This is a genomic window from Burkholderia sp. Bp8986 (assembly GCF_003854225.1).
Taxonomy (GTDB): Bacteria; Pseudomonadota; Gammaproteobacteria; order Burkholderiales; family Burkholderiaceae; genus Burkholderia.
Map to the genome: position 1 here is coordinate 89,683 of NZ_QTQM01000014.1, position 25,378 is coordinate 115,060.

A 25,378-nucleotide genomic window follows, 5' to 3' on the forward strand; every position below is an offset into this window, starting at 1 on the left:
CGCAATGCTCGACCTCGACGACCTTCGCCTCGTGCGCGCGATCGGCGCGTCGCGTTCATTGGCATCCGCCGCGCGCCTGCTCGACCTCACCCCGCCCGCGGTCACGATCCGCCTGCAGCGGATGGAGGCGCGGCTGGACGTCCGGCTCGCCGTGCGGCAGCCGAAAGGGATCGAGTTGACCGACGAAGGTCAGCGGCTTTATCAGGAAGCCGTGGAGATTCTCGAGCGCGTGGACGCGCTGCCGGGCAACATCGCGGGCGATCGCGGCGACGTGCAGGGCACGCTGCGCGTCGTCGCGCCGTTCGGCTTCGGACGCAAGTACGTCGCGCGGATCGTGCGCGACGTGCAACGCGCGCATCCGAAGCTCGAAATCTCGCTGCACCTGTCGGAGAGTCCGCTGACCAGCGCGTCGGGGGCCGACGTGGTCATCCATGTCGGCAGCCTGAAGTCGTCGTCGTGGATCGGCTATCCGCTCGCGCCCAACGAGCGCTTCCTGTGCGCGAGCCCCGGTTACGCGCGGCGCATCAAGCAACTGGACCATCCGTCCGACCTCGCGCGCTACGACTGCCTGTGCCTGCGCGAGAACGACGAGGACGTGCCGCGCTGGCGCTTCTCGCAAGCCGGCGACGGCAAGGGCGAATCCAGACGATCGGCGGTGATTCGCGTCACGGGCGCGCTGTCGTCGAACGACGGCACCGTCATTACCGACTGGGCACTGGCCGGGCTCGGCATCGTCGAGCGCTCCGAGTGGGACGTCGCGCCGCTGCTGGCGAACGGCAAGCTGGTCAGACTGCTGCCCGACTGGCATTTGCCGCCCGCGCCCGTGACCGCGCTGCTGCCGTCACGCACGGGCCGCTCCGCGCGGCAGCGGGTTTTCCTCGAAGCCGCGACGCAATTCCTCGCTCCGCCGCCGTGGCGCGGCAAGGCATGAGCGCGGTCCCGGGATTAAATGCTGCTTAATGCTCGATTTGGCACGCGTTAAACACGCTGCACGCCAAACGCCCTACTGTGTTCGCTGTCGGCAATCCACCGAGGCAACGCATCATGGGCATTCCCCTCCTTCTCAACACCCCCGCCGCATTGATCGACGTCGGCCGCATGCGTGACAACATCGCGCGCATGCAGGCGCGTCTGGACGCGCTCGGCGTCAGGTTCCGGCCGCACGTGAAGACGACCAAGTGCCAGCACGTCGTCGACGCGCAGGTTGCGGCCGGCGCGCAAGGCATCACGGTGTCGACGCTGAAGGAAGCCGAGCAGTTCTTCGCGGGCGGCGTGCGCGACATCGTCTACGCGGTCGGCATGATTCCCGCGAAGCTCGGCCAGGCGCTCGCGTTGCGCCGGCAGGGCTGCGACCTGAAGATCGTCGCCGACAGCCTGCAGGCCGCGAATGCGATCGCAGCGTTCGGGCGCGAGCACGGCGAGCGCTTCGAAGTCTGGATCGAGGTCGATGTCGACGGCCATCGCTCGGGGATCGCCCCCGACGACGACCTGCTGATCGACGTCGGCCGCGCGCTGGTCGACGGCGGCATGACGCTCGGCGGCGTGCTCGCGCACGCCGGCTCCAGCTACGAATACGACACCCGCGACGCGCTGGTCGCGATCGCCGAACAGGAGCGCAGCCGGACCGTGCACGCCGCGGAGCGCCTCAGGGCCGCCGGGCTGCCCTGCCCGGTCGTCAGCATCGGTTCGACGCCGACCGCGCTGTCCGCGGAGCGTCTCGACGGCGTGACCGAAGTCCGCGCGGGCGTGTACGTGCTGTTCGACCTCGTGATGCACAACGTCGGCGTGTGCGCGCTGTCCGACATCGCGCTGTCGGTGCTGACCACCGTCATCGGGCACCAGGAAGAAAAAGGCTGGGCCATCGTCGACGCGGGCTGGATGGCGATGAGCCGCGATCGCGGCACGCAGCGGCAGGCGCGGGATTTCGGCTACGGGCAGGTGTGTAGCGAAGACGGTGACGTGCTCGGCGAGTACGTGATGAGCGCGGCCAATCAGGAGCACGGCATCGTGTCCCGCATCGGGACGCCGGACACGGATATCGCGAAGCGGTTTCCGATCGGGACCCGTTTGCGGATTCTGCCGAACCACGCGTGCGCGACCGGCGCGCAACATCCGGAATACCACGCGGTGGGCGACGACGGCATCGTGCAGAGCTGGCCGCGCTTCTATGGGTGGTAAGCAGAGGCGGCGCGGTGGCGTTCGCCGGTGCGGCGAACTGATACGCCGACGTCCGGCGACGCAACCGGCCGCCGCGCGCGACCGACTGACCGCCCTCCCAACATTGACTATTTGTCCAATTCTATACAAACTATAAACCCGCGATTCACATTGCATCCGACAGGCTCCCCCACCATGCCGACCGACGCCCACCTCCTTCTTCTCGACCGGGATGTCGTCGAACCGGCCCTTCAAGCCGAACACGTGATGGCAGCGGTCCGCGAAGCCTTCGTGCTGCACAGCCAACGCGCGGGGCGCGTGTTCCCGGTCGTGCGCGAGAAGCTGCATACCGGCGGCGTGTTCGGCATCAAGTCGGGCGACGTCGCGAGCCAGGATCTGCTCGGCTTCAAGGCGGCCGGATTCTGGCCCGGCAATCGCAGCCTGGGCGGCGAGCCGCACCAGGCGACGATCGCGCTGTTCGATCCGGCCACCGGCCGCCCGCTCTGCATCATGGACGGCAACGCGATCACCACCGCCCGGACCGGCGCGGCCGGCGGCCTGGGCCTGCAGGCGCTGGCCCGCCGCGACAGTACGCGCATCTGCGTGTTCGGCACCGGTGTGCAGGCGCGCGTCCAGCTCGACCATGCGCTCACGCTGCTGCCGCAACGGTGCACGGTGCAGTACGTGAACGCGCGCGGCGAAGCGGACGCGGTGTTCGAATCGGCATTCCGCGAACGCTGCGACATCCGCGTCGCACGCGACCGAAACGATGCGGTAGCCGACAGCGACGTGGTCATCACGGCCACGCCGGGCGGCGGCCCGCTGTTCGATGCGGACGCGGTTCAGCCCGGCACCCACCTGACCTGCGTCGGCGCGGACACCGCGGGCAAGCGCGAGCTTCCCGAAGGCGTGCTGCAGCGCGCGCGCATTTTCGTGGACGATCACGAGCAGGCGCGCGGCATCGGCGAGTGCCAATGGGCGCCCGATCTGCCGCGCACCGAAATCGGCGACGTGCTCGCCGGGACCGTGTCGGTCGATCGCTCGCCGGGCGAGATCACCGTATTCGACATGACGGGGCTCGCGCTGCAGGACCTGACCGTGGCGCGCTTCCTGTATCGGCAGGCCGTCGAGCGCGGCACGGGACGCTCGATCCCGTGGCCGTGGTGAACGGCAACGGCGTGATATCTTCCATCGCCATGCGTCTATCCAAAGTTTCCGCCATCTCGTTCGATCTCGACGACACGCTATGGCCGTTCGGCCCTTCCGTCGCACGGGCCGAGGCGTCGCTGCATGCGTGGCTGATCGCGCACGCCCCCGATACCGCGAGCGTGCTGCCGACGTCGCAGACGCTGGCTCAACTGCGCGATGAATACGAACGCTCGCGGCCGGATCTCGTCGGCGACTATCGCGCGTTGCGCATCGGATCGATCCGGCTGGCGTTGCAGCGCGCGAACGAAGACGTCTCACTGACCGACCGCGCATACGACGTGTTCTATTCGGCGCGAAACCAGGTCGAGTTCTTCGACGATGCATTGCCGGCGCTCGCGTGGTTGAGCGCGCGGTTTCCGCTGATCGCGGTGACGAACGGCAATGCGGACCTTCAACTGACCGGCGGCGGCGAGTTCTTCCGTGAAACGCTCAGCGCGCGTGCGTTCGGGTTCGCGAAGCCCGAGCCGGAAATCTTCCATGCGGCCGCCGCGACGCTCGGCGTGCCTGCGGCGGAGCTGCTGCACGTCGGCGACGACTTTCACTTCGATATCGTCGGCGCGTTGAATGCGGGGCTTCAGGCAGCGTGGGTCGTGCGTCACGCAGGGGCGCAAGCGGAGCATGCTGCGCATCGTGCCCCGTCGCCGCATCTGACCGTTCGCGACTTGTCAGTGCTGTGTCGCGCGCTGGGTGCGCCTGACGCGGTGTCGTAACCGCAAGCCCGCAAGATCGCGCGGCCGCGGTCGATCACGCCCGTCGACATGACCGACCGCCGCTTCACGCCGCCTTGCGTGCGTCCGCGATCCGTTGCGGCGCCTTCGGCCGCGCATAAAGCCGCTCGAGGTACGCACGCAATTGCGGGAACGGTTCGATCAGGTGGCATTCGCTCGCCCAGTCGATCAGGTAGACCGTCACGCAATCGGCCACCGTCAGCGTGTCGCCGACGATGAATTCGCGCCCTTCGAGATGCCTGTCGAGGATCGCGGCCATCGTCGCGAAATCCTCGCGTGCCAGCTCGATATCGGCCGGCGAGCGCTTTTCCGGCGGATAGAGGAACGAATGGCGCGTAATCCGCCACAACGGCTGTTCAAGCTCCGTCACCGCGAACATGACCCATCGATAGGCCTGCGCGCGCAAAGCGAGATCGACAGGCAGCAGCGCCTTCTCCGGGTACTTGTCCGCGAGATACAGCACGATCGCGGCCGACTCGGGAATCACGAGGTCGCCGTCCACCAGCACGGGCACCTTGCCGGCCGGATTGAGACGCAGGAATTCGGGCCGCTTGTGCTCGCCTTTTAGCAGGTCGACCGACACGAACTCGAAATCCGCGTCCAGTTCCTTGAGCCCCCAGAGCGCGCGTTGCGTGCGCGTGCCGGCGAATCCGTAAAGCTTCATCGCAATGTCTCCATCGATAATGTCGGGAAAAATCGCCGCGCGCAGGCGACGGCCAATCGGCCGCTTCGAATGCTTCGAGTGCTTCGAATGCTTCGAGTGCTTCGAGTGCTTCGAGTGCTTCGAGTGCTTCGAGTGCTTCGAGTGCTTCGAGTGCTTCGAGTGCTTCGAATGATGTGAATGCTTCGAACGCTTCGATCACTTCGGCCGCTTCGCCCGCGCATGCAGCGCCTGTCGCCGCTCACATGCCGGGTACCGGGAGCACCGGCATCACGTCGATCGCATCGCCCGGGAACAGCGTGAAATGCGGATGGCCCTCGAATAGCGCGGCGGCCGCGTCGTGCGATGCGGCACGCACGACCGTGAAGCCGCTCATCGCATTGGCGGTGTCCGTCACGCCGCCCTTGCCGATCGTCTTGGTCTTGCCGAGCGGCCCGCCGGGCTCGACGATCGCGTCGCGATGCCGCTCGACCCACGCATGCCACGCGGCGATCCCTTCGCGCTCCCGCGTGCGCCGCTCGTCCTCCGGCAACGCCATCCACGCCTTCATGCCCGGGCTATCCTTGCTGCCGAGGAATACCGCGAGATACAACTGCTGTTGAGCACTCATGCTTCCTCCGTCCGATGGCAGGCACGGCGGGCTGCCGCACCTCGCCCTTGACACAGTAGGTTGATATCAACACAATTGCAACATGGCACGCAAAGAAAAGCTCCCTTTCGAAACGACGCTGATGGTGCGCGATTGCTGCCTGTGCCTGCACATGCAGCGCGCGGCGCGCAATCTCGCGCGCATCTTCGACGATGTGCTGCGTCCGCTGGATCTCACCAACGGCCAGTTCTCGCTGTTGATGTCGCTGAACCGGCCGCAGCCGGCCGCGATGAAATCGGTCGCGTCATTGCTCGCGATGGATCGCACCACGCTGACCGCCGCGCTCAAGCCGCTCGAGCGGCGCGGGCTGCTCACTATCACGACGGATCCGGACGACAAGCGCAGCCGCCTGCTCGAACTCACGCCGGCCGGTCATCAGTTGCTGGCCGAAGCGTTCCCGCTCTGGCAGCAGACCCATACCGAGATCGAACGGCCGTTCGCGCCGGAAGCAGTCGATGTGTTGCGCGGCCAGTTGCGCGCGCTGTCGGAGGATCCGGCTACGCGCGGCTGAAGCGGCGCGTCACGTCATTCACTTCCGGCCCTTCTTCGGCATCAGCAGTTGCGCGCATTCCTGCAGGAAGCGCACGGGCCCGTGCGCATGCAGTGCCTGCCCGCTGCTGAGCGCGCCGTCGATGACGGTCGCGAGCCGCAGCGCGTAGGTTTCCGGCGGTTTCATCGACAGCGAGCAGATGCCGAAAGCACGCTTCGGGCGTTGCGCCTCCATGCCGGCGGCGCACATCGCCCAGGAGGCGTCCTGTCCCGCTATCCGCCGGACGCGACTGACTCGGCAACGCCACGCCGCATAACTCGGGCCGGCTAGTGCGCGACCTCGCCGCGCCACTAGCCGATGCGCGATCGCGCGCATCGGCGTGCCGTAATCCGTCACTCGGCCAGCGCCGGTGCCACGCCGACCCGCTTCGGCACGCCGGTCACGATCGTCGCGACCGCGACGGCCAGCACCGCGGCCGCGCCCAGGAACACGCCGCCCGCGCCGTTCGCGTCGAACACGACGCCGCCGGCCGCCGCGCCCGTCGCGATCGCGAGCTGGATCGCCGCGACGATCAGCCCGCCCGCGCTCTCGGCTTCGTCGGGCACGGTGCGCGTGACCCACGTCGACCACGCGACCGGCACGCCGCCGAACGCCATCCCCCACAACGCGACGAGCACCGCGTCGATCATCGGCGCGCGGCCGAGCGCGACGAGCGCGACGCCGAGCACGACCATCAGCGCGGGCATCCCGATCAGCATCGGCCGCAGCCGGTGCTCGAGCACGCGCCCGGCGAGCGACGTGCCGACGAAGTTCGCGATCCCGTAGCCGAGCAGGATCGCCGACAGCCCGTTCACGCCGACGCCCGCGACCTGTTCGAGGAACGGCCGCAGATACGTGAAGAACGCGAAATGCCCGGTGAACACGAGGATCGTCGCGAACATCCCGAGGCCGACGGTCGGCCGGCGCAGCACGTCGACGAGCGTGCGCAGCCGCGTGGTGCCGCTCGGCGGCATCGACGGCAGCGTCATGACCTGCGACACGAACGCGAGCGCGCCGAGCCCGGCCGCGATCAGGAACACGTTGCGCCAGCCGATCAGGTGCCCGAAATAACTGCCCATCGGCGCGGACGCGATCGTCGCGACCGCCACGCCGCTGAAGATGATCGACAGCGCACGCGGCACCATCGCGGTCGGCACAAGCCGCATCGCGGTGGCCGTCGCCATCGTCCAGAAGCCGCCGAGCGCGATGCCGAGCACGACGCGGCCGATCAGCAGCATGGCCAGGTTCGGCGCGAACGCGACCGCCAGGTTCGACGCGACGAGCAGCACCGAGAACACGAGCAGCACGCGCCGCCGGTCGATCGTGCGCGTCAGCGCCGAGATCAGCAGGCTCGTGACGAGCGCGACCGTCGCGGTGGCCGTGACGGCCTGGCCGGCCACGCCTTCGGTCACGCCGAGGCTGTCGGCCATCGGCGTGAGCAGGCTCGCGGGCAGGAATTCGGCGGTGACGAGGCCGAACACGCCGAGCGTCATCGCGAATACCGCGCCCCAGGCCGGTTCACGGGGGGCCGCCGTCGAAGCGGCCGAGGAGATTCCGGGATTCATGCGGGGTTCCGTGTCGGTTAGGGAAAGTACTGATAAGGGCGTATCGTAAGGAACAGCGGCAGGACGGTCTATGACATACAATCCGTTCTTGTTGATCGATCGTCCGAATCTCGCGATGTCCGAGCCCTTGCTTCCCCCCGTGCCCGACGTACACGACCTCGTCAGCGAGTTGCTGCTGGGGATGCGCCTGAGCGGCGTGCAGTATCGCCGGATCCAGGTGCCGCGGCCGTTCGGGCTGAGCTTCGGCCATGCGCCGGGCCGCGCGCAGTTCCATTTCGTCGGGCGCGGGCCCGTGCTGCTGCGCGACGCGGACGGCACGACGGTGCGGCTCGAGGCCGGCGACGCGATCCTGCTGCCGCACGGCCGCACGCATGCGCTGGTGTCCGATCCGGACGCGCCGTGCCGCGAGATCGGCGGCTTCGCGGCCGCGAAGATCTGCGACACGGTCGCGTCGGTGGGCGCGACGACGTGCGCCGCGACGGAGCCGGCCGCCGGCGATGCGCTGATCTTCAGCGCGTGCATGGAGCTCGATCTCGGCGGCATGCAGCCGCTCGTCGGGACGATGCCGGCATTCATGCACGTCGGCACGCTGCTCGCGCGCTACCCGGAAATCCGCCCGATGCTCGACGCGATGGAACGCGAATCGTGCGCCGCGCGCGCGGGGTTCGCGGGCATCCTCGCGCGGCTCGCGGACGTGGTCGCCGCGTTCATCGTGCGCGGCTGGGTCGAGTGCGGATGCGGCGACGCGACGGGCTGGGTGCAGGCGTTGCGCGAGCCGAAGCTCGGCCGCGCGATCGTCGCGCTGCATCGCGATCCGGGGCGCAACTGGAGCGTCGCGGAACTGGCCGCCGAAGCGGGCGTGTCGCGCTCGGTATTCGCCGAGCGCTTTCTCGCGGCCACCGGGATGACGCCGGTGCGTTACCTGACCGAGTTGCGGATGCGGCTCGCCGCGCAGTGGATCGCCCGCGAGGGCGAGACGATCGAAGCGGTGGCGTACCGGCTCGGCTACGGGTCGCTCGCCGCGTTCAGCCGCGCGTTCAAGCGCGTGGTCGGCAGGCCGCCGGGCGCGGTGCGTGCCGAAGGCGACACGCACGCCGATGCGTGACGTGTAACGCGTCACGCGCAACGCACGGCGCAGCGAACGCCTGCCGGGTCGCCCCGGCATCGCACGATCGGCCGCCGCGCGTGACGATTCCGTTCAGCCGCTGCGCGCGTCGAGCTCGTCGATCAGCGCCGTCGCGCACTTCACGGCCAGCGCCGCGCACTGTTGCGCATCCACCGGCGCGCCGTTCGTCACCGCGCCCTGCACGATCCGGCCCAGCAATTCCTTCGACAGGTCGGCGATCTCGTGTTCCCGTTCCGTCATGTTCCTCTCCTGCGCGCCGGCCGGCTTCGGCCGCACGCGCGATTGCACCGGGCGCCGCGTGCGCCGCGCCCTACCTTCAACGTTGCCTGGCCCGCACGACGATCTGCGCCTGCGTGTCGCGTTCGATGCGTTCGAGCGACGCGCGCAGCGCCGTGAACTCGTCGGGCGTGCAGACCTGGCGGCCGAATTCGGCCTTCATCCTCCGCGTGACCTGCACGACGTGCGCGGCCGCATCGAATACGTAATGCGAAGTGAACTCGACGAAACGGTCGTGCACGGCCGTATCGGCCGGCAGGTCGGTCACCGCGACGTCGGCCGGCAGCGCGACCTGGCCGGTCTCGTCGAACGTGCCGCCGATGCATGCCCACGGCTGCGTGCGCACGGGCTCGGCCAGCCAGCCCTCGACCTGCGTCGCGATGCCGCCCGTGAGACTCGACAGCGCGGGCACGGCGGTCGTGCCGTCCGGCCACACGAAGTGATCGAGCGTGCCGGCATACGTGACGTCGAACGGCCCGTCCGTCGCACGGCGATCGCTCGTCGCGATCTGCGCGCGGCCGCGCAGCCCGCTTTGCCGCAGGCGTTCGTTCGCGAGCTGCCGGATGCGGTCGGGCGCCGCCCGGCGAAACAGCGTGCGTTCGAGTTCCGCGGTCCAGCCGTCGTCCTCGACGCGCGCATGAAACCGCGCGGCGCCCGGTTGCGCGGCATCGATCTCCACACGCGCGGCGCGGTGCTTCGGCTGCGTGGCCGGCGTGCGCGACAGCACGCCGGTGTCGACGAGCAGCGCCGGCCGGTCCATCACGATCGGCGGCAGGTAGCCGAACGCGATGCCGGCCGTCGTGGTGTCCGCGTAGACGCCGAGATCGGGCAGCCACGTGATCGCGTGATTGATCGCGCCGCCGCCGTAACCGGGCACCGACGGCAGCGTGTACACGGAGCCGAGATTGATCAGCACCGCTTCGCTGCGGATGCCGGCCGCCGCGAGCAACGCGCCGAACAGCGCGACGTGGTCCTTGCAGTCGCCGTAGCGGTTGCGCAGGATGTCGGTCACGCGGTGCGGCGCGGCGGCCGTCTCGCCGAGAAAAAGCGCGACGTAACGCACGTTCGCCTGCACCCAGTCGTACAGGACGCGCGCGCGATCGCGCGGATCGGCGGTGCCGGCGGTGAGCGCGCGCGCCAGTTGCACGACGGCCGGATCGTTTGCGCCCGGGTCGACGGCCGCGTTGCGGTAGCGCGCGGCGAACGCCGCGTAGTCGGGTAGCGTGGATACCACGAGCCGGTCGCCGTAGGTCGGATAGCCGACCGAGCCGTTCTCGATCCGGTCGTACGTGCCGTGCCGGTATTCGAATGCGTAGCGCGTGCGGCCGTTCGCGGTCACCGGCGGCAGCGCGACGTAACCGCGTGCGTCCGCATGCAGCGGCATGTCGGCCGGCACGTCGAAGATCAACCGCTGGTTCTCCACCGGCTCACGCGACGGTTCGACGTAGTAGCCGAAGTAACCTGCGTTGACCGGCTTCGTGCGCGACTTGCGGAACGCGACGCGCGTGCTCGATCCGGCTTCGACGCCGGGAAACACGACGGTGCGCAGCAGCCCGTCCTGGAACGTCGGCGCGCCGGCCGAGCGCGGCTCCTGCACATCGCGGATGCCTTCCGGACCGACCGGATGCGCGACGCCGTCGCGATCGATCGTCTCGGCCGCGACCAGGTCGACCTTCTCGAGGTTCTTGTCGAACCACACGTAACGCTGCGCGATCGCATCGATCCCGTTCGCATCGTTCGCGCGCAGTGTCGAATCGTCGTCCTCGTCGAGCGAGCCGTCGTGCTGGATCACGAATACATGGACGTCGCTGACGAGCGTGACGGGCGCGGCGTCGCCCGCGTCGGCGAACGCGGGACGCACGAACGCCAGCGCGATCGCGGTCACGGCAACCGCGAGCGCTGCGGCGCGACCCGGCAGCCTGCCGGTCGATCGGAACGGAAAACGCACCACGTCGAAGCTCTCCGCGCGTTCGTGTTCAGGTCGGGACGCAACGGGCACGCATTGGCGCGCGCCGCGCCCCGTCGTTCAACCCAGTGTGGGTGACGTGCCCGCGAGCGTCAAGCCACGGGGCGGCGGCCCGCGCCGCCATGCAGCGGGCGCACGAGGAAGCGCGCATGCGTCATGCAGGCATGACTGTCGCACTTTCGCGCCCTGCTGGCTGCGCGATCGCCATTTATGTCATGTCGCGACATATTATTTGGGCGCGTAACGCGCGCGTGCGAGGTCGCCGAAACGCATGACGATCGGGTGAATTCGACACGCCGACATGGGGATGGAGACATCGTGCCGATCGACACGAATTCGAAATCGGTATCTCGTGATCGCGTTCGCGCTGCCGGGCGTGATCCCGATCGGTGCGCTGCATCTCGAACGGTGGCATCCTGAACGTGTCGGCGCCGCGATCGGCGCGCGGCTCGGAATCGCGCTGATCGAAGCGATGCCGATGCTGACGCGAACGCGGCCTGGCCCTCGTTCTTGCCCCCCCTTTCCGCTGCGCCGTGTGCGCGTTCGCGGCTCGGGGTCGGAACGACCGGCACCGGCCCCTACCTGCCGGAGGCGACATGGAAAACGCTATCGTCGCGATCATCCTGATGCTCGCGGTCCTCGTGTTCGCAGTGCTGTTCTTCGCGGAACGGCGCAGCCGCGACCGCACGCGCGACCGGCTGCTGCACCGCTCGTCGCAGCGCTCGGCACGCTCGCATACGCATCACCATTCGTAAGCGGAAAGCGCGCCGCGCACGTCGAGCCCCTTCATGCGTACAGCCCCGGAATAGCGGCACATGTTTCTCGAGGACATCAACGGGCGCAGAAGGGCGCTCGCGGTCCGGCTGCTTGCGCGTCGAGCGTCGTTGCGCTCAATGGCAATCGCCGCCGCGCTTGCCGCGCCACGTCCACGCGAGCGTGTATGCGCCGGCCTGTGCATGCTGCCCGTGCAATTGCCCCTTGAGGTCGTCGCGCGTCGGCGTCACATCGCCCGTCACGGTCGCGTTGCCGCGGCCCTGTTCGTTCGCGCAGCGCGTGCGCCCGGCCCGGCGTGCGTTATTGCTGCACGAGTTCGACGCGGCGGTTCTGCGCGCGGCCGGCGTCGTCGCCGTTGGACGCAACCGGCGACAGCGACCCGACACCCTTCGCGACGAGCCGCGCCGGCGCGATCTTGTAGGTCGTCGCCAGTGCCTGCGCGACGGCCTCCGCACGCTTTTGCGACAGGTCGGCGTTGTGCGCGAACTGCCCTTGATTGTCGGTATGGCCGACGATGTACACCTTCAGCGCCTGATTCGCCGTCAGCAGCTTCGCCATCTCGTCGAGCTGCGGCTTCGACTCGGGCTTCACCTGCGCCTTGTCGGTGTCGAAGTAGATGCCGTACAGCGCGACCTTGCCCGTCGCGACGAGGCCCTTCTGCAGCGCACCGGAATCGAGTACCTTGACTTGCCCGGTCTGCATCGGCTTCACTTCGACGACTTCCTCGTAGACGAGCGTGCGCTTGTTCGATGCCGAATTGTCCATGATGTGCAGGAACACATACGCATCGCCGGACGCTCGCGGCAGCTTCGCGAGGATCGTGCGGTGCTTGTCGCCGAAGTTCGCGTCGCCGCCGCCCGCCTGCCGCAGCCGGCCGGAATTGATCACGACGCTCTGGAAGTCGTTGCCGCCGCTCTTTCCGCACTGCTCCGCCGTGCAGCGGAACAGAATCTGGAAGCCGCCCTTCTGCAGCGCGTCGAGATAGTTGCGCTCGACTTCCAGCGTCGACCGGCCGCCGTCGATCGCGTACGAGATCCGCGTGATCTTGCCTTCGAGATTCAGGCCCTTGGCGGTCCTCTCGTCGTCGATCGGCTGGTTCGGCAGGAAGGCCTCGTCGAACGGCGTCTGCGAATATGCGGTGATGGTCGCGCCGGCGAAACGCGTGAGCAACGGATGATCTTTCGCACCCGGCTTGTCGCCGCCAGCGCTCGCCAGCGACGAAAGTGACAGCAGCGCGGCGGCGAACAGTGCGTTGCGGCCACGGCGCGCGACATGGAATACGGACGATGCTGCGTTCTTCATTGAGCCCCTCGGAAAGGATTTGTCGTTCTGTTGATGGCGTCGAAGCGCGCGCATCTTATCAAATCTTTCCGGGAAAACGGGCAATAGCTTTCGGATACTGAACGTTCTGACGCGCCACGTCATGTTGAATCGTTTCCAGGCGTGCGCGGGCGTCTCCCGCGTGCATCGCTACCCGACGTTCATCGGCAGCAGCACCATCTGCCGCCCCTCGACGTGCAGCCGCGCCTGCAACTCGACAGGCGTCTGGTTGTGCAGCCACGCGGTCAGGAAATTCACGCGCCTGAAGATCAGCTTGCTCGCGAAGCACACCGCGTTCGGATAGGCATCGAGCGTCGACGACGCGAGGTTCATGAATTCGACGACCGGGTTCGTGCCGAACGCGATCCGGTAGTCGGCCGCGATGCCGTTGCGGCGGCAGTGCGCGACGTAGTAGTCGAGCGCTTCGGTGATCGTGTGACGCAGCCGCTCGAGATGCTCGTGCCCGTCGTACGCCTTCGCATCGACCTCGCCCACCGCGAGAAAGATCACGTTGCGAAAGTGCCCGGGAAACAGCCGGTTCACCCACAGCAGCGCATGCATGCTCGCGCCGCGATGCTTGCCGACCAGCAGCACCGCGGTCGGCTGCGACGGGTCGGGCTTGCCCGGCGCCGTCGCCTCGTCGACTGCCGGCGGCGGCCCCGAGAACAGCGCGTCTTCCTTCGCGAGCTGCGCGCGCGTGTACGCGTAGTGGCGGTTGATCATGACGCACAGCGCGATCACCGCGCTCGTCACGAGCACCGTGAGCCAGCCGCCGGCCGTGAACTTCTCGATCAGCGTGATGACGAGCACCGTCGACGTCACGCTGAACCCGAGCGCCGACAGGAAGAAGTGCTTGAACCAGCCGCGCTCGCTGCGATGGCGCCACCAGTACGTGCACAGCCCCAGCAGCGACATGCTGAACGTGAGGAACACGTTGATGCTGTACAGCACGACGAGCACGTCGACGCTGCCGTGCGTCCACAGCAGGATCAGCAGGCCCGACAGGCCGACGACGATGATGCCGTTTTGCCGCACGAGGCGCGTCGACAGGTCGCGGAAATGGCGCGGCACCCACGAGTCCGACGCCATGTTCGACAGCACCGCCGGCCCGTCGAGAAAACCCGTCTGCGCGCCGACCAGGAGCAGCCCTGCCTCGAACGCGAGCACCGCCGCGAGCAGTGCGTGGCGCGCGACCGCGGAGCCGAGCCCGAGATGATCGATCACGCTGCCGAACACGACGGCGTTGAGCGTCTCGCCTTCGACGGGCCGTGCGTGCCACAGCATGTACAGCAGGATGATGCCGCCGGCCGTGAACGCGAGCGACGTCGACATGTACCACATCGTCGCCTTGCCGTTCGGCACGCGCGGATCCGCGAGCATGTTCACGTTGTTCGATACGGCCTCGAGGCCCGTATAGGTGCCGCCGCCGAGCGAGAACGCGCGCATCAGCAATGCGAGCATCACGAACACGCCGAGCGATTGCGACATCCCGTGCGCCTCGTGCACCGCGTCGGGCACGATCGTCGCCAGCGCGCTGCCGTGCACCGCGACGCCGTACACGATCAGCCCGAAATGCAGCACGACGAAGCCGATGAAGATCGGCAGCAGCACCATGATCGATTCGCGCATCCCGCGGAAGTTGAGCCCCGTCATCAGCAGGATCAGCACGATCTCGGTCGTGAGCTTGAACGCCTGCGCACTGACCGGCAGCAGGCTGAAGAACGCGTCGACACCGCTCGCGAGCGACGTCGCGACGGTCAGCACGTAGTCGACCAGCAGCGCCGCGCCCGACACGAGCCCCGGCTTCGACCCGAGCAGCGAGGTCGCGACGCGATAGCCGCCGCCGCCGGTCGGGAACAGCTCGATCACCTGGTTGTAGCCGAGCGCGATGATGAACACGGTCGCCGCGGTGGCGCAGGCGAGGAACAGCGCGAGCGGCGTGTGGTGCGCGAGCGCGAGGAACGCCTCCTCCGGGCCGTAGCACGACGACGACAGGCCGTCCGCACCGAGCCCGACCCAGGCCAGCAACGGCGTCACCGCGATCGCATGGCGCGTGCGCGGATCGAGCGGGTCCAGCGGCTTTCCGACGAGCAGCTGCCACATCTTCTGGAATGCGGTCACGGTCCCCTCCCGGGACGCCGGGCGCGGCGGCGTCATCTTCTAAAGCTAGCCGACGCCCGGCCGCTGCACCAGTCCGCACAATCCATGAGACGCGGTCGGCGGCACGGCGTCGCTTTCACCGCGTAAGCGGCCGGCACGCCGCGCGTCGGCCGAAGCGGCGTGCCCGTACCGCCCGCCGGCCGCCGGCCGATCGCGCGGATCGCGCGGATCGCGCACGGCATCGTCATCGCGGCCGCCCTCACCGCCTTCGCTGCCTTCGCTGCCTTCGCTACCTTCACCGCCCCGGACGACCACCGGCCCGATCCCGCCCACCTCTCATCACGGTTCTCCCGCCGGGCGATCACATCGACCACATCGTTCGCATCACCCGCATGACCCGCACGGTTCGCGCCGGACGCGATACCCGCCCGCGCCCCCGTCATGCGTTGTTCCCCGCAATTCGACATTTGTGCGCGCGCAACAATGGCGGTGCCTCGCGGCCGGCGCCGTGCGGGGGCAGGTTCCACGTCGCCGGCCGCGTCGGTCTCTGAAAAACCACATCTCTCGAGGACATACCATGCAACTCCAATCCCATCCGGCGTGCCGTCCGTTTTACGAAGCAGGCGAACTCACGCAACTGACCGCGTTCTACGAAGAAGGCCGCAACGTCATGTGGATGATGCTGCGATCGGAGCCGCGGCCGTGCTTCAACCAGCAACTCGTCACCGACATCATCCATCTCGCGCGCGTCGCACGCGACTCGGGCCTGCCGTTCGACTTCTGGGTGACGGGCTCGCTCGTCCCCGAGCTGTTCAACGTCGGCGGCGACCTGAGCTTCTTCGTCGACGCGATCCGCAGCGGCCGCCGCGACCAGCTGATGGCCTACGCGCGCTCGTGCATCGACGGCGTATACGAGATCTACACGGGCTTCGGCACCGGGGCGATCTCGATCGCGATGGTCGAGGGCAGCGCGCTGGGCGGCGGCTTCGAGGCCGCCCTCGCGCACCACTACATGCTCGCGCAGAAGGGCGTGAAGCTCGGCTTCCCCGAGATCGCGTTCAACCTGTTCCCGGGCATGGGCGGCTATTCGCTGGTCGCGCGCAAGGCGGACCGCGGGCTCGCGGAATCGCTGATCTCGTCCGGCGAGGCGCATGCGGCCGAGTGGTACGAGGATCGCGGGCTGATCGACCAGACGTTCGACGCGGGCGACGCATATCTCGCGACACGCACCTTCATCGACGTGATGAAGCCGAAGCTGAACGGCATCCGCGCGATGCTGCGCGCCCGCGAACGCGTGTTCCATCTCACGCGTTCCGAGCTGATGGACATCACCGAGGAATGGGTGCACGCGGCGTTCACGATCGAGCCGAAGGATCTCGCGTACATGGAACGCCTGGTGATGCTGCAGAACCGGCGCGTATCGAAGCTGCGCACGGTGTGACGTGAGCGGCGCGCCGCCGCGCAAGCGGCGGCGCCCGTCATGCGGGGAGGCTCAGGCGATCAGCCTGAGCTTTCTGGTTTCCGCGAGCCAGGCCTCGAAGGCCTGGGCCGGCATCGGCCGCGCGAAGTAGAAACCCTGCGCGTGGTCGACGCTGATCTGCTTCAGGAATTCGGCTTCCGCGTGCGTCTCGACGCCCTCGGCGACCACCGAGAAACCGAGCGCCCGCGCGAGCGACACGACCGAGCGCACCAGCGCCTGCGAGCGCGGGTTGCGGTCGATGCCCGTGATGAAGCTGCGATCGAGCTTGATCGAATCGAGCGGCAGCCGCGACAGTTGCGACAGCGACGAATAGCCGGTGCCGAAATCGTCGAGGTGAACCTCCGCGCCGAGCTGGCGGAACTGCTTCATCAGCTCGTGCGCCGCTTCTTCGTCCTCGATGAAGCTGCTTTCGGTGAGCTCGATGTCGACGAGGCTCGGCTTCAACCCGGCGCTGTCGAGGATCGACGCGAACTGATCGACGATGTTCATGTCCTGCAACTGCCGCGCGGACACGTTCACCGCGATCCGCACGTCGAGCCCCTTCGCCTTCCACGCGGCGGCCTGCGCGGCCGCGGTGCGCATCACCCAGCGCCCGAGCGGCGCGATCAGCCCCGATTCCTCGGCGAAGCGGATGAACTCGATCGGCGCGACGAGCCCGCGATCCGGCGACTGCCAGCGGATCAGCGCCTCGACGGCGTGCACGTCGCCGGTCGCGATGTCGACGACCGGCTGGTAGTGCAGCACGAACTGCTCTTCCTCGAGCGCCTTGCGCAGGTTCGTGTCGAGCCACATGTACTTCGCGACCTTCTGGTTCATCTCCAGCGAGAACACGCGGTACGTATGCTTGCCCTCTTCCTTCGCGACGTACATCGCGGTGTCGGCGCTGCGGATCAGCGTTTCGAGCGAATCGCCGTGCTGCGGATACATCGCGATGCCGATCGAGCAGCTCGTGTAGACCTCCACCAGCCCGAGGTGGATCGGCGTACGCAGCCGCTCGAGGATGATCTGCGCGGTCGCCTCGAGCAGCGGCCGCGTGCCGTGCTCGAACAGCACCAGGAATTCGTCGCCGCCGAGCCGCGCGAGCGTCGCGCCGGACGGCAGGCAGCCGCCGATGACCGCGGACACGTCCTGCAGCAGGCGGTCGCCGGTGATGTGCCCGTAGTGGTCGTTGACGCGCTTGAAGTTGTCGAGATCGAGGAACAGGATGCCGACCTGGCCGCGCACGTCGGTGCGGTCCGCGGCCAGCGCGACGCGGATGCGCTCGCTGATTGCATGACGGTTCGGCAAGCCGGTCAGCACGTCGGAATTCGCGAGTTCGCTGAGCCGCTGCTGCGCGTTGCGCTCCTCGGTGACGTCGACGCCCGAGCAGATCAGGAACTGCTCGTCGGCGCCGCTGCCGCTCTGCACGAACTTGTTGCGGAACTGGAACAGGCGCGGGCCGTTGACCGTGTTGATGTAGCGCTCGACCTCGAACGCCCGGTTGCTCGCGAAAAAGCCGGTGATGTTGCTGCGTGACTGCGCACCCTGGTCGGGGCTCATGAACAGCTCGAACGCGCTGCGGCCGATCACGTCGACCTCGCGCTTGCCGGTCACTTCCTCGCACAGGCGGTTGAAGCGCTGCACCATGCCGTTGCGGTCGAGGATCACGACGAGCGAATTCACCTCGGACACGACCTGCTCGGCGAACGCGAGCCCGTGCGCGAGGTCGCCCGCGACGGACGCGGTATCGGAATAGGCGGAGGCGGTGCCGGCCCAATTGGCGGTGTCGACCTTCCTGCCGACCAGATGGAGGCTGACCGGATCGCCGAACAGCGCGAGTTCGAGCACGAGGTGCGACGTGACGCCGGTGAGCGCGCGGATTCGCGCGGCCTGCTCGCCGGTCAGCGCCACCGCGACATTGGTCAGGCCGCGAACGGCGGCCAGCTCGAGTGCATTGCTGTCGCTGCCGAGCCGCCAGCACGGGCTATGCGTACCGAGATGCGCTTCGAGCACGGCGCGATCGTTTTCGTCATCCATGGACACGCCCCGATCCAGAAAAAACGCACAGTGTAGACGGAGGCGAGCCGGCCGCCCCCGATCCCGGGGCGCGCAGTGCGCGTACCTGGTGGGGCAGTCGTGATGACCGTGCCAGTGGCCCTCGTTCCGTACTTGTTTCCAACCAATGCGAACCGGCGTTCGCGCATCTCGCGCGCAGGTTTTCCAAACGAATGATGGAACCCATCTTATCAAATGACGAAGAAGATTGGCACTCACATTTGGAACGGGGTGTCAAGGAATCGGAACTCGGTTGGCATGACGGATTTTTCGTGATCGGCGGGAGGCACGAAGCCGGTCGCGAACGCGTCGAACCCGGCCGGTGGAATCGCCGGAGCGCCCCGCCGGACGGCGGTTTGCGGGAAATCGAGGCATCCCGGCAGCGATGTGTCGGCACGGCGCTGCGGCGGGGTCGGATCGCATTGCGCCGCGCGCGGAATCGGGGATTCTCGTTGCCCGTTCGTGCGTGAATGCGCGCCCTTATTCCCAGCGCTATTGCAACATCGCGTCGATCGGTGCGAGCGAATAGATCGCCGGACCGCGCAGCCGATGCAGCGGCATGAATGGAACCGGTGCGATCGCCGCCCCGGAACGCGCGAAAGCGGTGCGGCGGGCGCCCCGCCGCACCGCTTTCCGCGTGCGCCCCCCTGCCGCTCAGCCCGCCGCGCCGTACCCGCCGCCGCCCGGCGTTTCGACGACGAACACGTCGCCCGGCGCCATCTGCGCGCGGCCGATATGCTCGAGCGTCTCGACCGTGCCGTCCGCCCGCTCGATCGTGTTGCGACCGAGCGCGCCGGCCTCGCCGCCCGCCGCGCCGAACGGCGCGTGGATCCGGTTGTTCGACAGGATCGACGCGGTCATCGGCTCGAGGAAGCGGATCCGCCGCACCGCGCCGTCGCCGCCGCGCCAGCGCCCGGCGCCGCCGGAACCCGCGCGCAGCCGATGCGAGTCGAGCCGCACCGGATAGCGCCATTCGAGCACCTCCGGGTCGGTCAGCCGCGAGTTCGTCATGTGCGTCTGCACCGCGCCGACGCCCGCGAAGCCGTCGCCCGCGCCGCTGCCGCCGGCGATGGTCTCGTAGTACTGGTAGCGATCATTGCCGAACGTGAAGTTGTTCATCGTCCCCTGGCTCGATGCGACGCAGCCGAGCGCGCCGTACAGCGCGTTGGTGATCGCCGACGACGTCTCGACGTTGCCCGATACCACGGCCGCCGGATACTCGGGGTTCAGCATCGAGCGCGCCGGCACGATCACCGTCAGCGGCTTCAGGCAGCCGGCGTTCAGCGGGATGTCGTCGCCGACCAGCGTGCGGAACACGTACAGCACCGCGGCCATGCAGACGGCCTTCGGCGCGTTGAAGTTGTTGCCGAGCTGCGCGGACGTGCCGGTGAAGTCGATCTCCGCGCGCCGCGCCGCGCGGTCCACGCGGATCGCGACGCGAATCTCGGCGCCGTTGTCGAGCGGATAACGATACGCGCCGTCCTGCAGCGCGCCGATCACGCGCCGCACCGCTTCTTCCGCGTTGTCCTGCACGTGCCCCATGAACGCGAGCACGACGTCGCGGCCGAACTGCCCGACCATTCGCCGCAGCTCGTCGACGCCCTTCTGGTTCGCCGCGACCTGCGCGCGCAGGTCCGCCATGTTCTGCTCGACGTTGCGCGCCGGATAGCGGCCCGACGCGAGCAGCGCGCGCGTGTCGGCATCGCGCAGCACGCCCGCCGACACGAGCTGCCAGTTGTCGATCAGCACGCCTTCTTCGTCGATGTGCGTCGAATCGGGCGGCATCGAGCCCGGCGTCGTGCCGCCGATGTCCGCATGGTGGCCGCGCGAGCCGACGTAGAACAGCGGCGTGTCCGAGCCGTCCGCGAACACCGGCGTGATGACGGTGACGTCCGGCAGGTGCGTGCCGCCGTGATACGGGTCGTTCAGCATGAACACGTCGCCGTCGCGCATGCGGCCGCGGTTGCGCTCGATCACCGTGCGGATGCTCTCGCCCATCGAGCCCAGATGCACCGGCATGTGCGGCGCGTTCGCGATCAGGTTGCCGTCGCCATCGAAGATCGCGCACGAGAAGTCGAGCCGCTCCTTGATGTTCACCGAATACGCGGTGTTCTGCAGCCGCAGCCCCATCTGCTCGGCGATCGACATGAACAGGTTGTTGAAGATCTCGAGCCGCACCGGATCGGCATCGGTGCCGAGCGAGCGGCGCGTCGGCAGCGGCGTCGTGCGGGTCAGCACGAGGTTGCCTTGCGCGGTCATCTGCGCGCGCCAGCCGGGTTCGACGACGGTCGTGCCGTTCTTCTCCGCGACGATCGCCGGGCCGTCGATCGTGTCGCCGGCCAGCAGCGCGTCGCGCACGTACAGCGCCGCGTCGTGCCATTGGCCGCCGGAATGGAAACGCACGGCGCTGTGCGCGCGTGGCGCCGCGCCCGTGTCGCGCGGCACGAGCGGCGCGATCTCGACCGGCGCATCCGAGCGGCCGATCGCCTCGACCGATGCCAGCTCGGCGACCAGCGGCGTGCCGGGCATCAGGAACGCATAGCGCTGCCGGTACGCGGCCTCGAACGCCTGCTGCATCGCGGCGACGCTGCCGGCCGGCACGTCGAGCGCGGAATCGGTGCCCTGGTAGCGCAGGTGCACGCGCCGCTCGGTCGCGATGCGCTCCGGCGCCACGCCCTGTTCGAGCAGCGCGCCGACCGCGTCGTCGGCCAGCCGGTCGAGCGCCGCGTTCAGCGCCGGCAACGATTCATCGGACAACACGGCTTCCACCGCGCGCTCGCGCATCGCGGTCTGGTCGGCGAGCCCCATCCCGTAAGCGGACAGCACGCCCGCGAGTGGATGCGCGAACACCTGCGTCATCCCGAGCGCGTCGGCCACGCCGCAGGCGTGCTGGCCGCCCGCGCCGCCGAACGTCGTCAGCACGTAGCGCGACACGTCGTGGCCGCGCTGCACCGAGATCTTCTTGATCGCGTTCGCCATGCTGCCGATCGCGATTTCCAGGAACCCTTCGGCCAGCGCCTCGGGCGTGTCGCGCCGCCCGGTCGCCGCGTGAATCTCGTCGGCGAGCGCCGCGAATTTCGCGGCCACGCCGTCGCGGTCGAGCGGCTGGTCCGCATGCGGGCCGAACACGCGCGGGAAGTGATCGGGCTGGATCTTGCCGAGCATCACGTTGCAGTCGGTCACCGTCAGCGGGCCGCCGCGCCGGTAGGCGGCCGGCCCCGGGTTCGCGCCGGCCGATTCGGGCCCGACGCGCAGCCGCGCGCCGTCGAAGCCGAGCACCGAACCGCCGCCGGCCGCGACCGTGTGGATGCTCATCATCGGCGCGCGCATCCGCACGCCGGCCACCTGCGTCTCGAACACGCGCTCGAATTCGCCGTTGTAGTGCGACACGTCGGTCGACGTGCCGCCCATGTCGAAGCCGATCACGCGCTCGAAGCCGGCCGCGCGCGCGGCGCGCACCATCCCGACGATGCCGCCGGCCGGGCCGGACAGGATCGCGTCCTTGCCCTGGAACGCGTCGGCGCGTGTCAGGCCGCCGCTGCTCTGCATGAACTGCAGGTTCACGCCGGGCATCTCGTGCGCGACCTGCTCGACGTAGCGGCGCAGGATCGGCGACAGGTAGGCGTCGACCACGGTCGTATCGCCGCGCGACACCATCTTCATCAGCGGCGACACCTCGTGCGACACCGACACCTGCGTGAAGCCGATCCGGCGCGCGAGGTCCGCCAGCGCGCGCTCGTGCGCGGTGTAGCGATAGCCGTGGATCAGCACGATGGCCAGCGCCTGCACGCCCGAGTCGAACACGCGGCGCAACGCCGCTTCCGCGCGTTGCACGTCGAGCGGCACGACGACGTCGCCGTGCGCGCCGATCCGCTCGTCGACCTCGACGACCGTCTCGTACAGCGCATCGGGCAGCACGATGTCGAGATCGAACAGGCGCGGCCGGTTCTGGTACGCGATGCGCAGCACGTCGCGAAAGCCGCGCGTCGTCGCGAGCGCGGTGCGTTCGCCCTTGCGTTCGAGCAGCGCGTTGGTCGCGACCGTCGTGCCCATCTTCACCATGTCGACGCGCTCGGGCGTGATCGGCTCGCCGTCGGCGAGGCCGAGCAGGTGGCGGATGCCGGCCACGGCCGCATCGCGATACTGCTCGGGATTCTCCGACAGCAGCTTGTGCGTGACGAGCGAGCCGTCGGGCCGGCGCGCGACGATGTCGGTGAAGGTGCCGCCGCGGTCGATCCAGAATTGCCAGCGCGCGGCGTCGGAGGAAACGGGGAAAGTGTGTCGGTCAGTCATGGCGATGAACTCGATGCGTCGTTGAACGAAGGACGAGCGCCGCCGCACGGCGCGCGTCGCGCGCCGCGTGAGGGCTTCGATGAAAAGGGAGCGGTAGAAAGGCGGCGGGCGGGCGCCCGCCCATGCGGCGTTATGCGGCGTCGAGTTCGCGGCCGCGCGTCTCGGGCAGCGTCAGCGCGGCGACGATCAACACGCCGTAGGCGGCGACCGCGAAGATCCCGATGCTCGCGCCGAGCCCGTAGTGCTTCGACAGCGCGCCGATCAGGAACGGGAACAGGGCGCCGATCGCGCGGCCCACGTTGTAGCAGAAGCCCTGGCCCGAGCCGCGCACCCGCGTCGGGAACAGCTCGGTGAGGAACGCCCCCATCCCGGAGAAGATGCCCGATGCGAAGAAGCCGAGCGGGAAGCCGAGCCACAGCATCGACGCGTTCGTGAGGTGCAGCACCGGCGACGTGTAGGCGAACGCGATCACCATCGAGCCGAGCGCGAACAGGATGAAGTTCGGCTTGCGGCCGAGCCGGTCGGTCAGGTACGCGCTCGTCAGGTAGCCGGCCCACGAGCCGAAGATGATCATCGCGAGATAGCCGCCGGTGCCCATCACGGTCAGGTGCCGCTCGGTCTTCAGGAAGGTCGGCAGCCAGGTCGTGATCGCGTAGTAGCCGCCCTGCGCGCCGGTGGTCAGCAGCGCCGCGCGCAGCGTCGTCGACAGCAGCTTCGGCGCGAAGATTTCGGTGAGGCGCGGCGCGTCGGCTACCTTCGCCTGCGTGGCCTTCTCCTTCTCGTAGACGTCCGGCTCCTTCACGTAGCGGCGGATCACGACCACCAGCAGCGCCGGCGCGAGGCCGACGAGGAACAGCGCGCGCCAGGCCTGTTCGGCCGGCAGCACCGAGAACAGCAGCGCATACAGCAGCGCCGACAGCCCCCAGCCGATCGCCCAGCCCGACTGCACGAGGCCGACCGCCTTGCCGCGATCGCGGGCGCGGATCACTTCGCCGATCAGCACCGCGCCGGCCGTCCATTCGCCGCCGAAGCCGAAGCCCATCAGCGCGCGCGCCGCGAGCAGCTGGTGATAGTTCTGCGCGAGCCCGCACAGCGCGGTGAACACGGCGAACCACAGCACCGTCAGCTGCAGCGTGCGCACGCGGCCGATCCGGTCGGACAGGATGCCCGCGATCCAGCCGCCGAGCGCCGACGCGAGCAGCGTCATCGTGCCGATGAAGCCGGCGTCCGCGAGCGAGATGCCCCAGGTCGCGACGAGCGTCGGGATCACGAACGACAGCATCTGCGTATCCATCCCGTCGAGCATGTAGCCGACCTTGCAGCTCCAGAACGCGCGGCGTTCGCGCGGCTGCGCGTCCGCATACCATCCGAACAGGCCGTTGCGTGCGGGGCCCGCGGGGTCGGCGGCGGGCGCCGCGAGGGTCTTGCTTTCCATGGTGAAGCTCCTGTCGAAATATGCGGTCGAAACCTTGCGTGTGGTGTCGTGCGCTTCTTGCGTCGCGCGTTGCTTGCGCGCGTCGCGCTGCGGGTGCGCGCCGCCCTCCGGGCGGGCGGATCGTCTGTGGTCGCGGCATGCCGCCGCGTCGGGGCCGGACCGGCGCCCATGCGGGCCGCCGGCGTCGGTCGGTCAGAACACGGCCAGCGACGCGTTCGTGATGTCGGTCATCAGCATGTATCCGGGCGTATGCGCGATCGCGAGCGGCAGCTTCGCGTCCATCAGCGCGGTTTGCGGCGTCACGCCGCACGCCCAGAACACCGGCAGTTCGCCGTCGCGCACCGTCACCGCGTCGCCGAAATCGGGCGCGCCGAGATCGGCGATGCCCAGCTCCTGCGGATGGCCGATATGGACCGGCGCGCCGTGCACGCCCGGGAACCGGCTCGTGATCTGCACCGCGCGGATCGCGTCGGCGCCGCGCAGCGGCCGCATCGACACGACCAGCTGGCCGCCGAAGATTCCCGCGCGCCGGTTCGGAATCGTCGTACGGTACATCGGCACGTTGCGACCCTCCTCGATGTGGCGCAGCCCGATCCCTTCGCGCGCCAGCATGTCCTCGAACGAGAACGAGCAGCCGATCGCGAACACGACGAAATCGTCGCGCCACAGCGCTTCGAGCGATTCGACCCGCTCGGTCAGGCGCCCGTCGCGGTAGACGTTGTAGCTCGGCACGTCGGTGCGGATGTCGAGATCCTCGCCGAGCACGTCGAGCCGGAACGCGCCGGGTTCGCCCACGCCCAGCAGCGGGCACGCTTTCGGGTTCGCCTGGCAGAAGCGCAGGAAATCGTGCGCGTACGCGTTCGGCAGGATCGCGAGATTCGCTTGCGCGAACGGGCCGCACTGGCCGGCCGTCGGGCTGCGGAACGTGCCGTTGCGCACGGACTGGCGGAATTCGGTAGGCGTCATGATGGTCGCGGGCAGATCGATATGTCGTCGGAATGACGGTTGCGTCAGCGGATACGGCGAAGAATAGAAAAGAAAAAATCTTGTCGCCAACGAGTTTTTTTGCGCCGCGT

22 protein-coding genes and 1 pseudogene are annotated in these 25,378 nt (G+C 68.6%); 10 read left to right on the plus strand and 13 right to left on the minus strand.

Features of this window, described 5'->3' with window-relative positions:
• The first annotated feature begins 4 nt into the window (after positions 1 to 4).
• From DID99_RS15370 to DID99_RS15385, 4 genes are all read left to right on the plus strand, one after another.
• Entirely contained in the window at positions 5 to 931 is a 927-nt protein-coding gene (locus DID99_RS15370; RefSeq protein WP_124487696.1) for a LysR family transcriptional regulator, read from the plus strand.
• A gap of 113 nt (positions 932 to 1,044) precedes the next feature.
• Positions 1,045 to 2,178 (plus strand): DSD1 family PLP-dependent enzyme, encoded by a 1,134-nt coding sequence (locus DID99_RS15375; protein ID WP_124667071.1) that lies wholly within the window; start codon positions 1,045 to 1,047, stop codon positions 2,176 to 2,178.
• A gap of 174 nt (positions 2,179 to 2,352) precedes the next feature.
• Entirely contained in the window at positions 2,353 to 3,324 is a 972-nt protein-coding gene (locus DID99_RS15380; protein WP_124667104.1) for an ornithine cyclodeaminase family protein, read from the plus strand.
• Between the two features lie 29 nt (positions 3,325 to 3,353).
• The gene (locus DID99_RS15385) at positions 3,354 to 4,076 is read left to right on the plus strand and encodes an HAD family hydrolase (protein WP_124667072.1); all 723 of its coding nucleotides are present in this window, start codon (positions 3,354 to 3,356) and stop codon (positions 4,074 to 4,076) included.
• A gap of 64 nt (positions 4,077 to 4,140) precedes the next feature.
• Here the strand turns inward: DID99_RS15385 and DID99_RS15390 are convergent, their stop codons facing one another.
• Both DID99_RS15390 and DID99_RS15395 read right to left on the minus strand, forming a co-directional pair.
• Positions 4,141 to 4,758 (minus strand): glutathione S-transferase family protein, encoded by a 618-nt coding sequence (locus tag DID99_RS15390; RefSeq protein ID WP_124667073.1) that lies wholly within the window; start codon positions 4,756 to 4,758, stop codon positions 4,141 to 4,143.
• Between the two features lie 238 nt (positions 4,759 to 4,996).
• Entirely contained in the window at positions 4,997 to 5,365 is a 369-nt protein-coding gene (locus DID99_RS15395) for a hypothetical protein (RefSeq protein ID WP_124487701.1), read from the minus strand.
• 82 nt (positions 5,366 to 5,447) lie between these two features.
• Here DID99_RS15395 and DID99_RS15400 point away from each other — a divergent pair, with 82 nt between their 5' ends.
• The gene (locus DID99_RS15400) at positions 5,448 to 5,915 is read left to right on the plus strand and encodes a MarR family winged helix-turn-helix transcriptional regulator (protein WP_044847277.1); all 468 of its coding nucleotides are present in this window, start codon (positions 5,448 to 5,450) and stop codon (positions 5,913 to 5,915) included.
• An 18-nt stretch (positions 5,916 to 5,933) separates the two neighbouring features.
• On the opposite strand, the gene DID99_RS15405 is transcribed toward DID99_RS15400, so the two are convergent.
• Together DID99_RS15405 and DID99_RS15410 are read right to left on the minus strand one after the other, a co-directional pair.
• Positions 5,934 to 6,128, minus strand: coding sequence for a hypothetical protein (locus tag DID99_RS15405; RefSeq protein ID WP_260444580.1), 195 nt, complete (start codon positions 6,126 to 6,128; stop codon positions 5,934 to 5,936).
• A gap of 158 nt (positions 6,129 to 6,286) precedes the next feature.
• Positions 6,287 to 7,498 carry an MFS transporter gene (locus DID99_RS15410; protein ID WP_124667074.1) on the minus strand — a complete coding sequence of 404 codons (1,212 nt, stop codon included), beginning with the start codon at positions 7,496 to 7,498 and terminating at the stop codon, positions 6,287 to 6,289.
• Between the two features lie 70 nt (positions 7,499 to 7,568).
• On the opposite strand from DID99_RS15410, the gene DID99_RS15415 reads away from it, so the two are divergent.
• Positions 7,569 to 8,603, plus strand: a complete 1,035-nt coding sequence (locus tag DID99_RS15415) for an AraC family transcriptional regulator (protein WP_124487704.1) — start codon at positions 7,569 to 7,571, stop codon at positions 8,601 to 8,603.
• A 93-nt stretch (positions 8,604 to 8,696) separates the two neighbouring features.
• Here DID99_RS15415 and DID99_RS37275 read toward each other — a convergent pair whose 3' ends face one another.
• Together DID99_RS37275 and DID99_RS15420 are read right to left on the minus strand one after the other, a co-directional pair.
• On the minus strand, positions 8,697 to 8,864 hold the full coding sequence (locus tag DID99_RS37275; RefSeq protein ID WP_185500345.1) for a hypothetical protein: 168 nt from the start codon (positions 8,862 to 8,864) through the stop codon (positions 8,697 to 8,699).
• Positions 8,865 to 8,940: 76 nt separating this feature from the next.
• Positions 8,941 to 10,851 carry a DUF3857 and transglutaminase domain-containing protein gene (locus DID99_RS15420; RefSeq protein WP_124667075.1) on the minus strand — a complete coding sequence of 637 codons (1,911 nt, stop codon included), beginning with the start codon at positions 10,849 to 10,851 and terminating at the stop codon, positions 8,941 to 8,943.
• 322 nt (positions 10,852 to 11,173) lie between these two features.
• On the opposite strand from DID99_RS15420, the pseudogene DID99_RS37860 reads away from it, so the two are divergent.
• Positions 11,174 to 11,353, plus strand: a pseudogene (locus DID99_RS37860) (hypothetical protein); the annotation flags it as partial.
• A 109-nt stretch (positions 11,354 to 11,462) separates the two neighbouring features.
• On the plus strand, positions 11,463 to 11,621 hold the full coding sequence (locus DID99_RS37280; RefSeq protein WP_185500344.1) for a hypothetical protein: 159 nt from the start codon (positions 11,463 to 11,465) through the stop codon (positions 11,619 to 11,621).
• A gap of 135 nt (positions 11,622 to 11,756) precedes the next feature.
• Here the strand turns inward: DID99_RS37280 and DID99_RS37865 are convergent, their stop codons facing one another.
• The 3 genes from DID99_RS37865 to DID99_RS15440 form a co-directional block, all read right to left on the minus strand.
• Positions 11,757 to 11,882, minus strand: coding sequence for a hypothetical protein (locus tag DID99_RS37865; protein ID WP_260444581.1), 126 nt, complete (start codon positions 11,880 to 11,882; stop codon positions 11,757 to 11,759).
• 58 nt (positions 11,883 to 11,940) lie between these two features.
• Positions 11,941 to 12,942 carry an OmpA family protein gene (locus DID99_RS15435; RefSeq protein WP_124667077.1) on the minus strand — a complete coding sequence of 334 codons (1,002 nt, stop codon included), beginning with the start codon at positions 12,940 to 12,942 and terminating at the stop codon, positions 11,941 to 11,943.
• 168 nt (positions 12,943 to 13,110) lie between these two features.
• A complete protein-coding gene (locus DID99_RS15440) occupies positions 13,111 to 15,081 on the minus strand; it encodes an APC family permease (RefSeq protein ID WP_124667078.1) in 1,971 nt (656 codons plus the stop codon).
• A 159-nt stretch (positions 15,082 to 15,240) separates the two neighbouring features.
• Here DID99_RS15440 and DID99_RS15445 point away from each other — a divergent pair, with 159 nt between their 5' ends.
• The gene (locus DID99_RS15445) at positions 15,241 to 15,456 is read left to right on the plus strand and encodes a hypothetical protein (protein ID WP_124667079.1); all 216 of its coding nucleotides are present in this window, start codon (positions 15,241 to 15,243) and stop codon (positions 15,454 to 15,456) included.
• A 181-nt stretch (positions 15,457 to 15,637) separates the two neighbouring features.
• Positions 15,638 to 16,501, plus strand: coding sequence for a crotonase/enoyl-CoA hydratase family protein (locus DID99_RS15450; protein ID WP_124667080.1), 864 nt, complete (start codon positions 15,638 to 15,640; stop codon positions 16,499 to 16,501).
• Positions 16,502 to 16,552: 51 nt separating this feature from the next.
• On the opposite strand, the gene pdeR is transcribed toward DID99_RS15450, so the two are convergent.
• The 4 genes from pdeR to DID99_RS15470 all read right to left on the minus strand — a co-directional run bounded on the left by pdeR (position 16,553) and on the right by DID99_RS15470 (position 25,268).
• A complete protein-coding gene (pdeR, locus tag DID99_RS15455) occupies positions 16,553 to 18,556 on the minus strand; it encodes a cyclic di-GMP phosphodiesterase (RefSeq protein WP_124667081.1) in 2,004 nt (667 codons plus the stop codon).
• 672 nt (positions 18,557 to 19,228) lie between these two features.
• Positions 19,229 to 22,867 (minus strand): hydantoinase B/oxoprolinase family protein, encoded by a 3,639-nt coding sequence (locus DID99_RS15460; protein ID WP_124667082.1) that lies wholly within the window; start codon positions 22,865 to 22,867, stop codon positions 19,229 to 19,231.
• A 130-nt stretch (positions 22,868 to 22,997) separates the two neighbouring features.
• Entirely contained in the window at positions 22,998 to 24,302 is a 1,305-nt protein-coding gene (locus DID99_RS15465; RefSeq protein ID WP_124667083.1) for an MFS transporter, read from the minus strand.
• Between the two features lie 192 nt (positions 24,303 to 24,494).
• Complete coding sequence (locus DID99_RS15470; protein ID WP_124487714.1) at positions 24,495 to 25,268, minus strand: putative hydro-lyase; 774 nt, start codon at positions 25,266 to 25,268, stop codon at positions 24,495 to 24,497.
• Between the last annotated feature and the right edge of the window lie 110 nt (positions 25,269 to 25,378).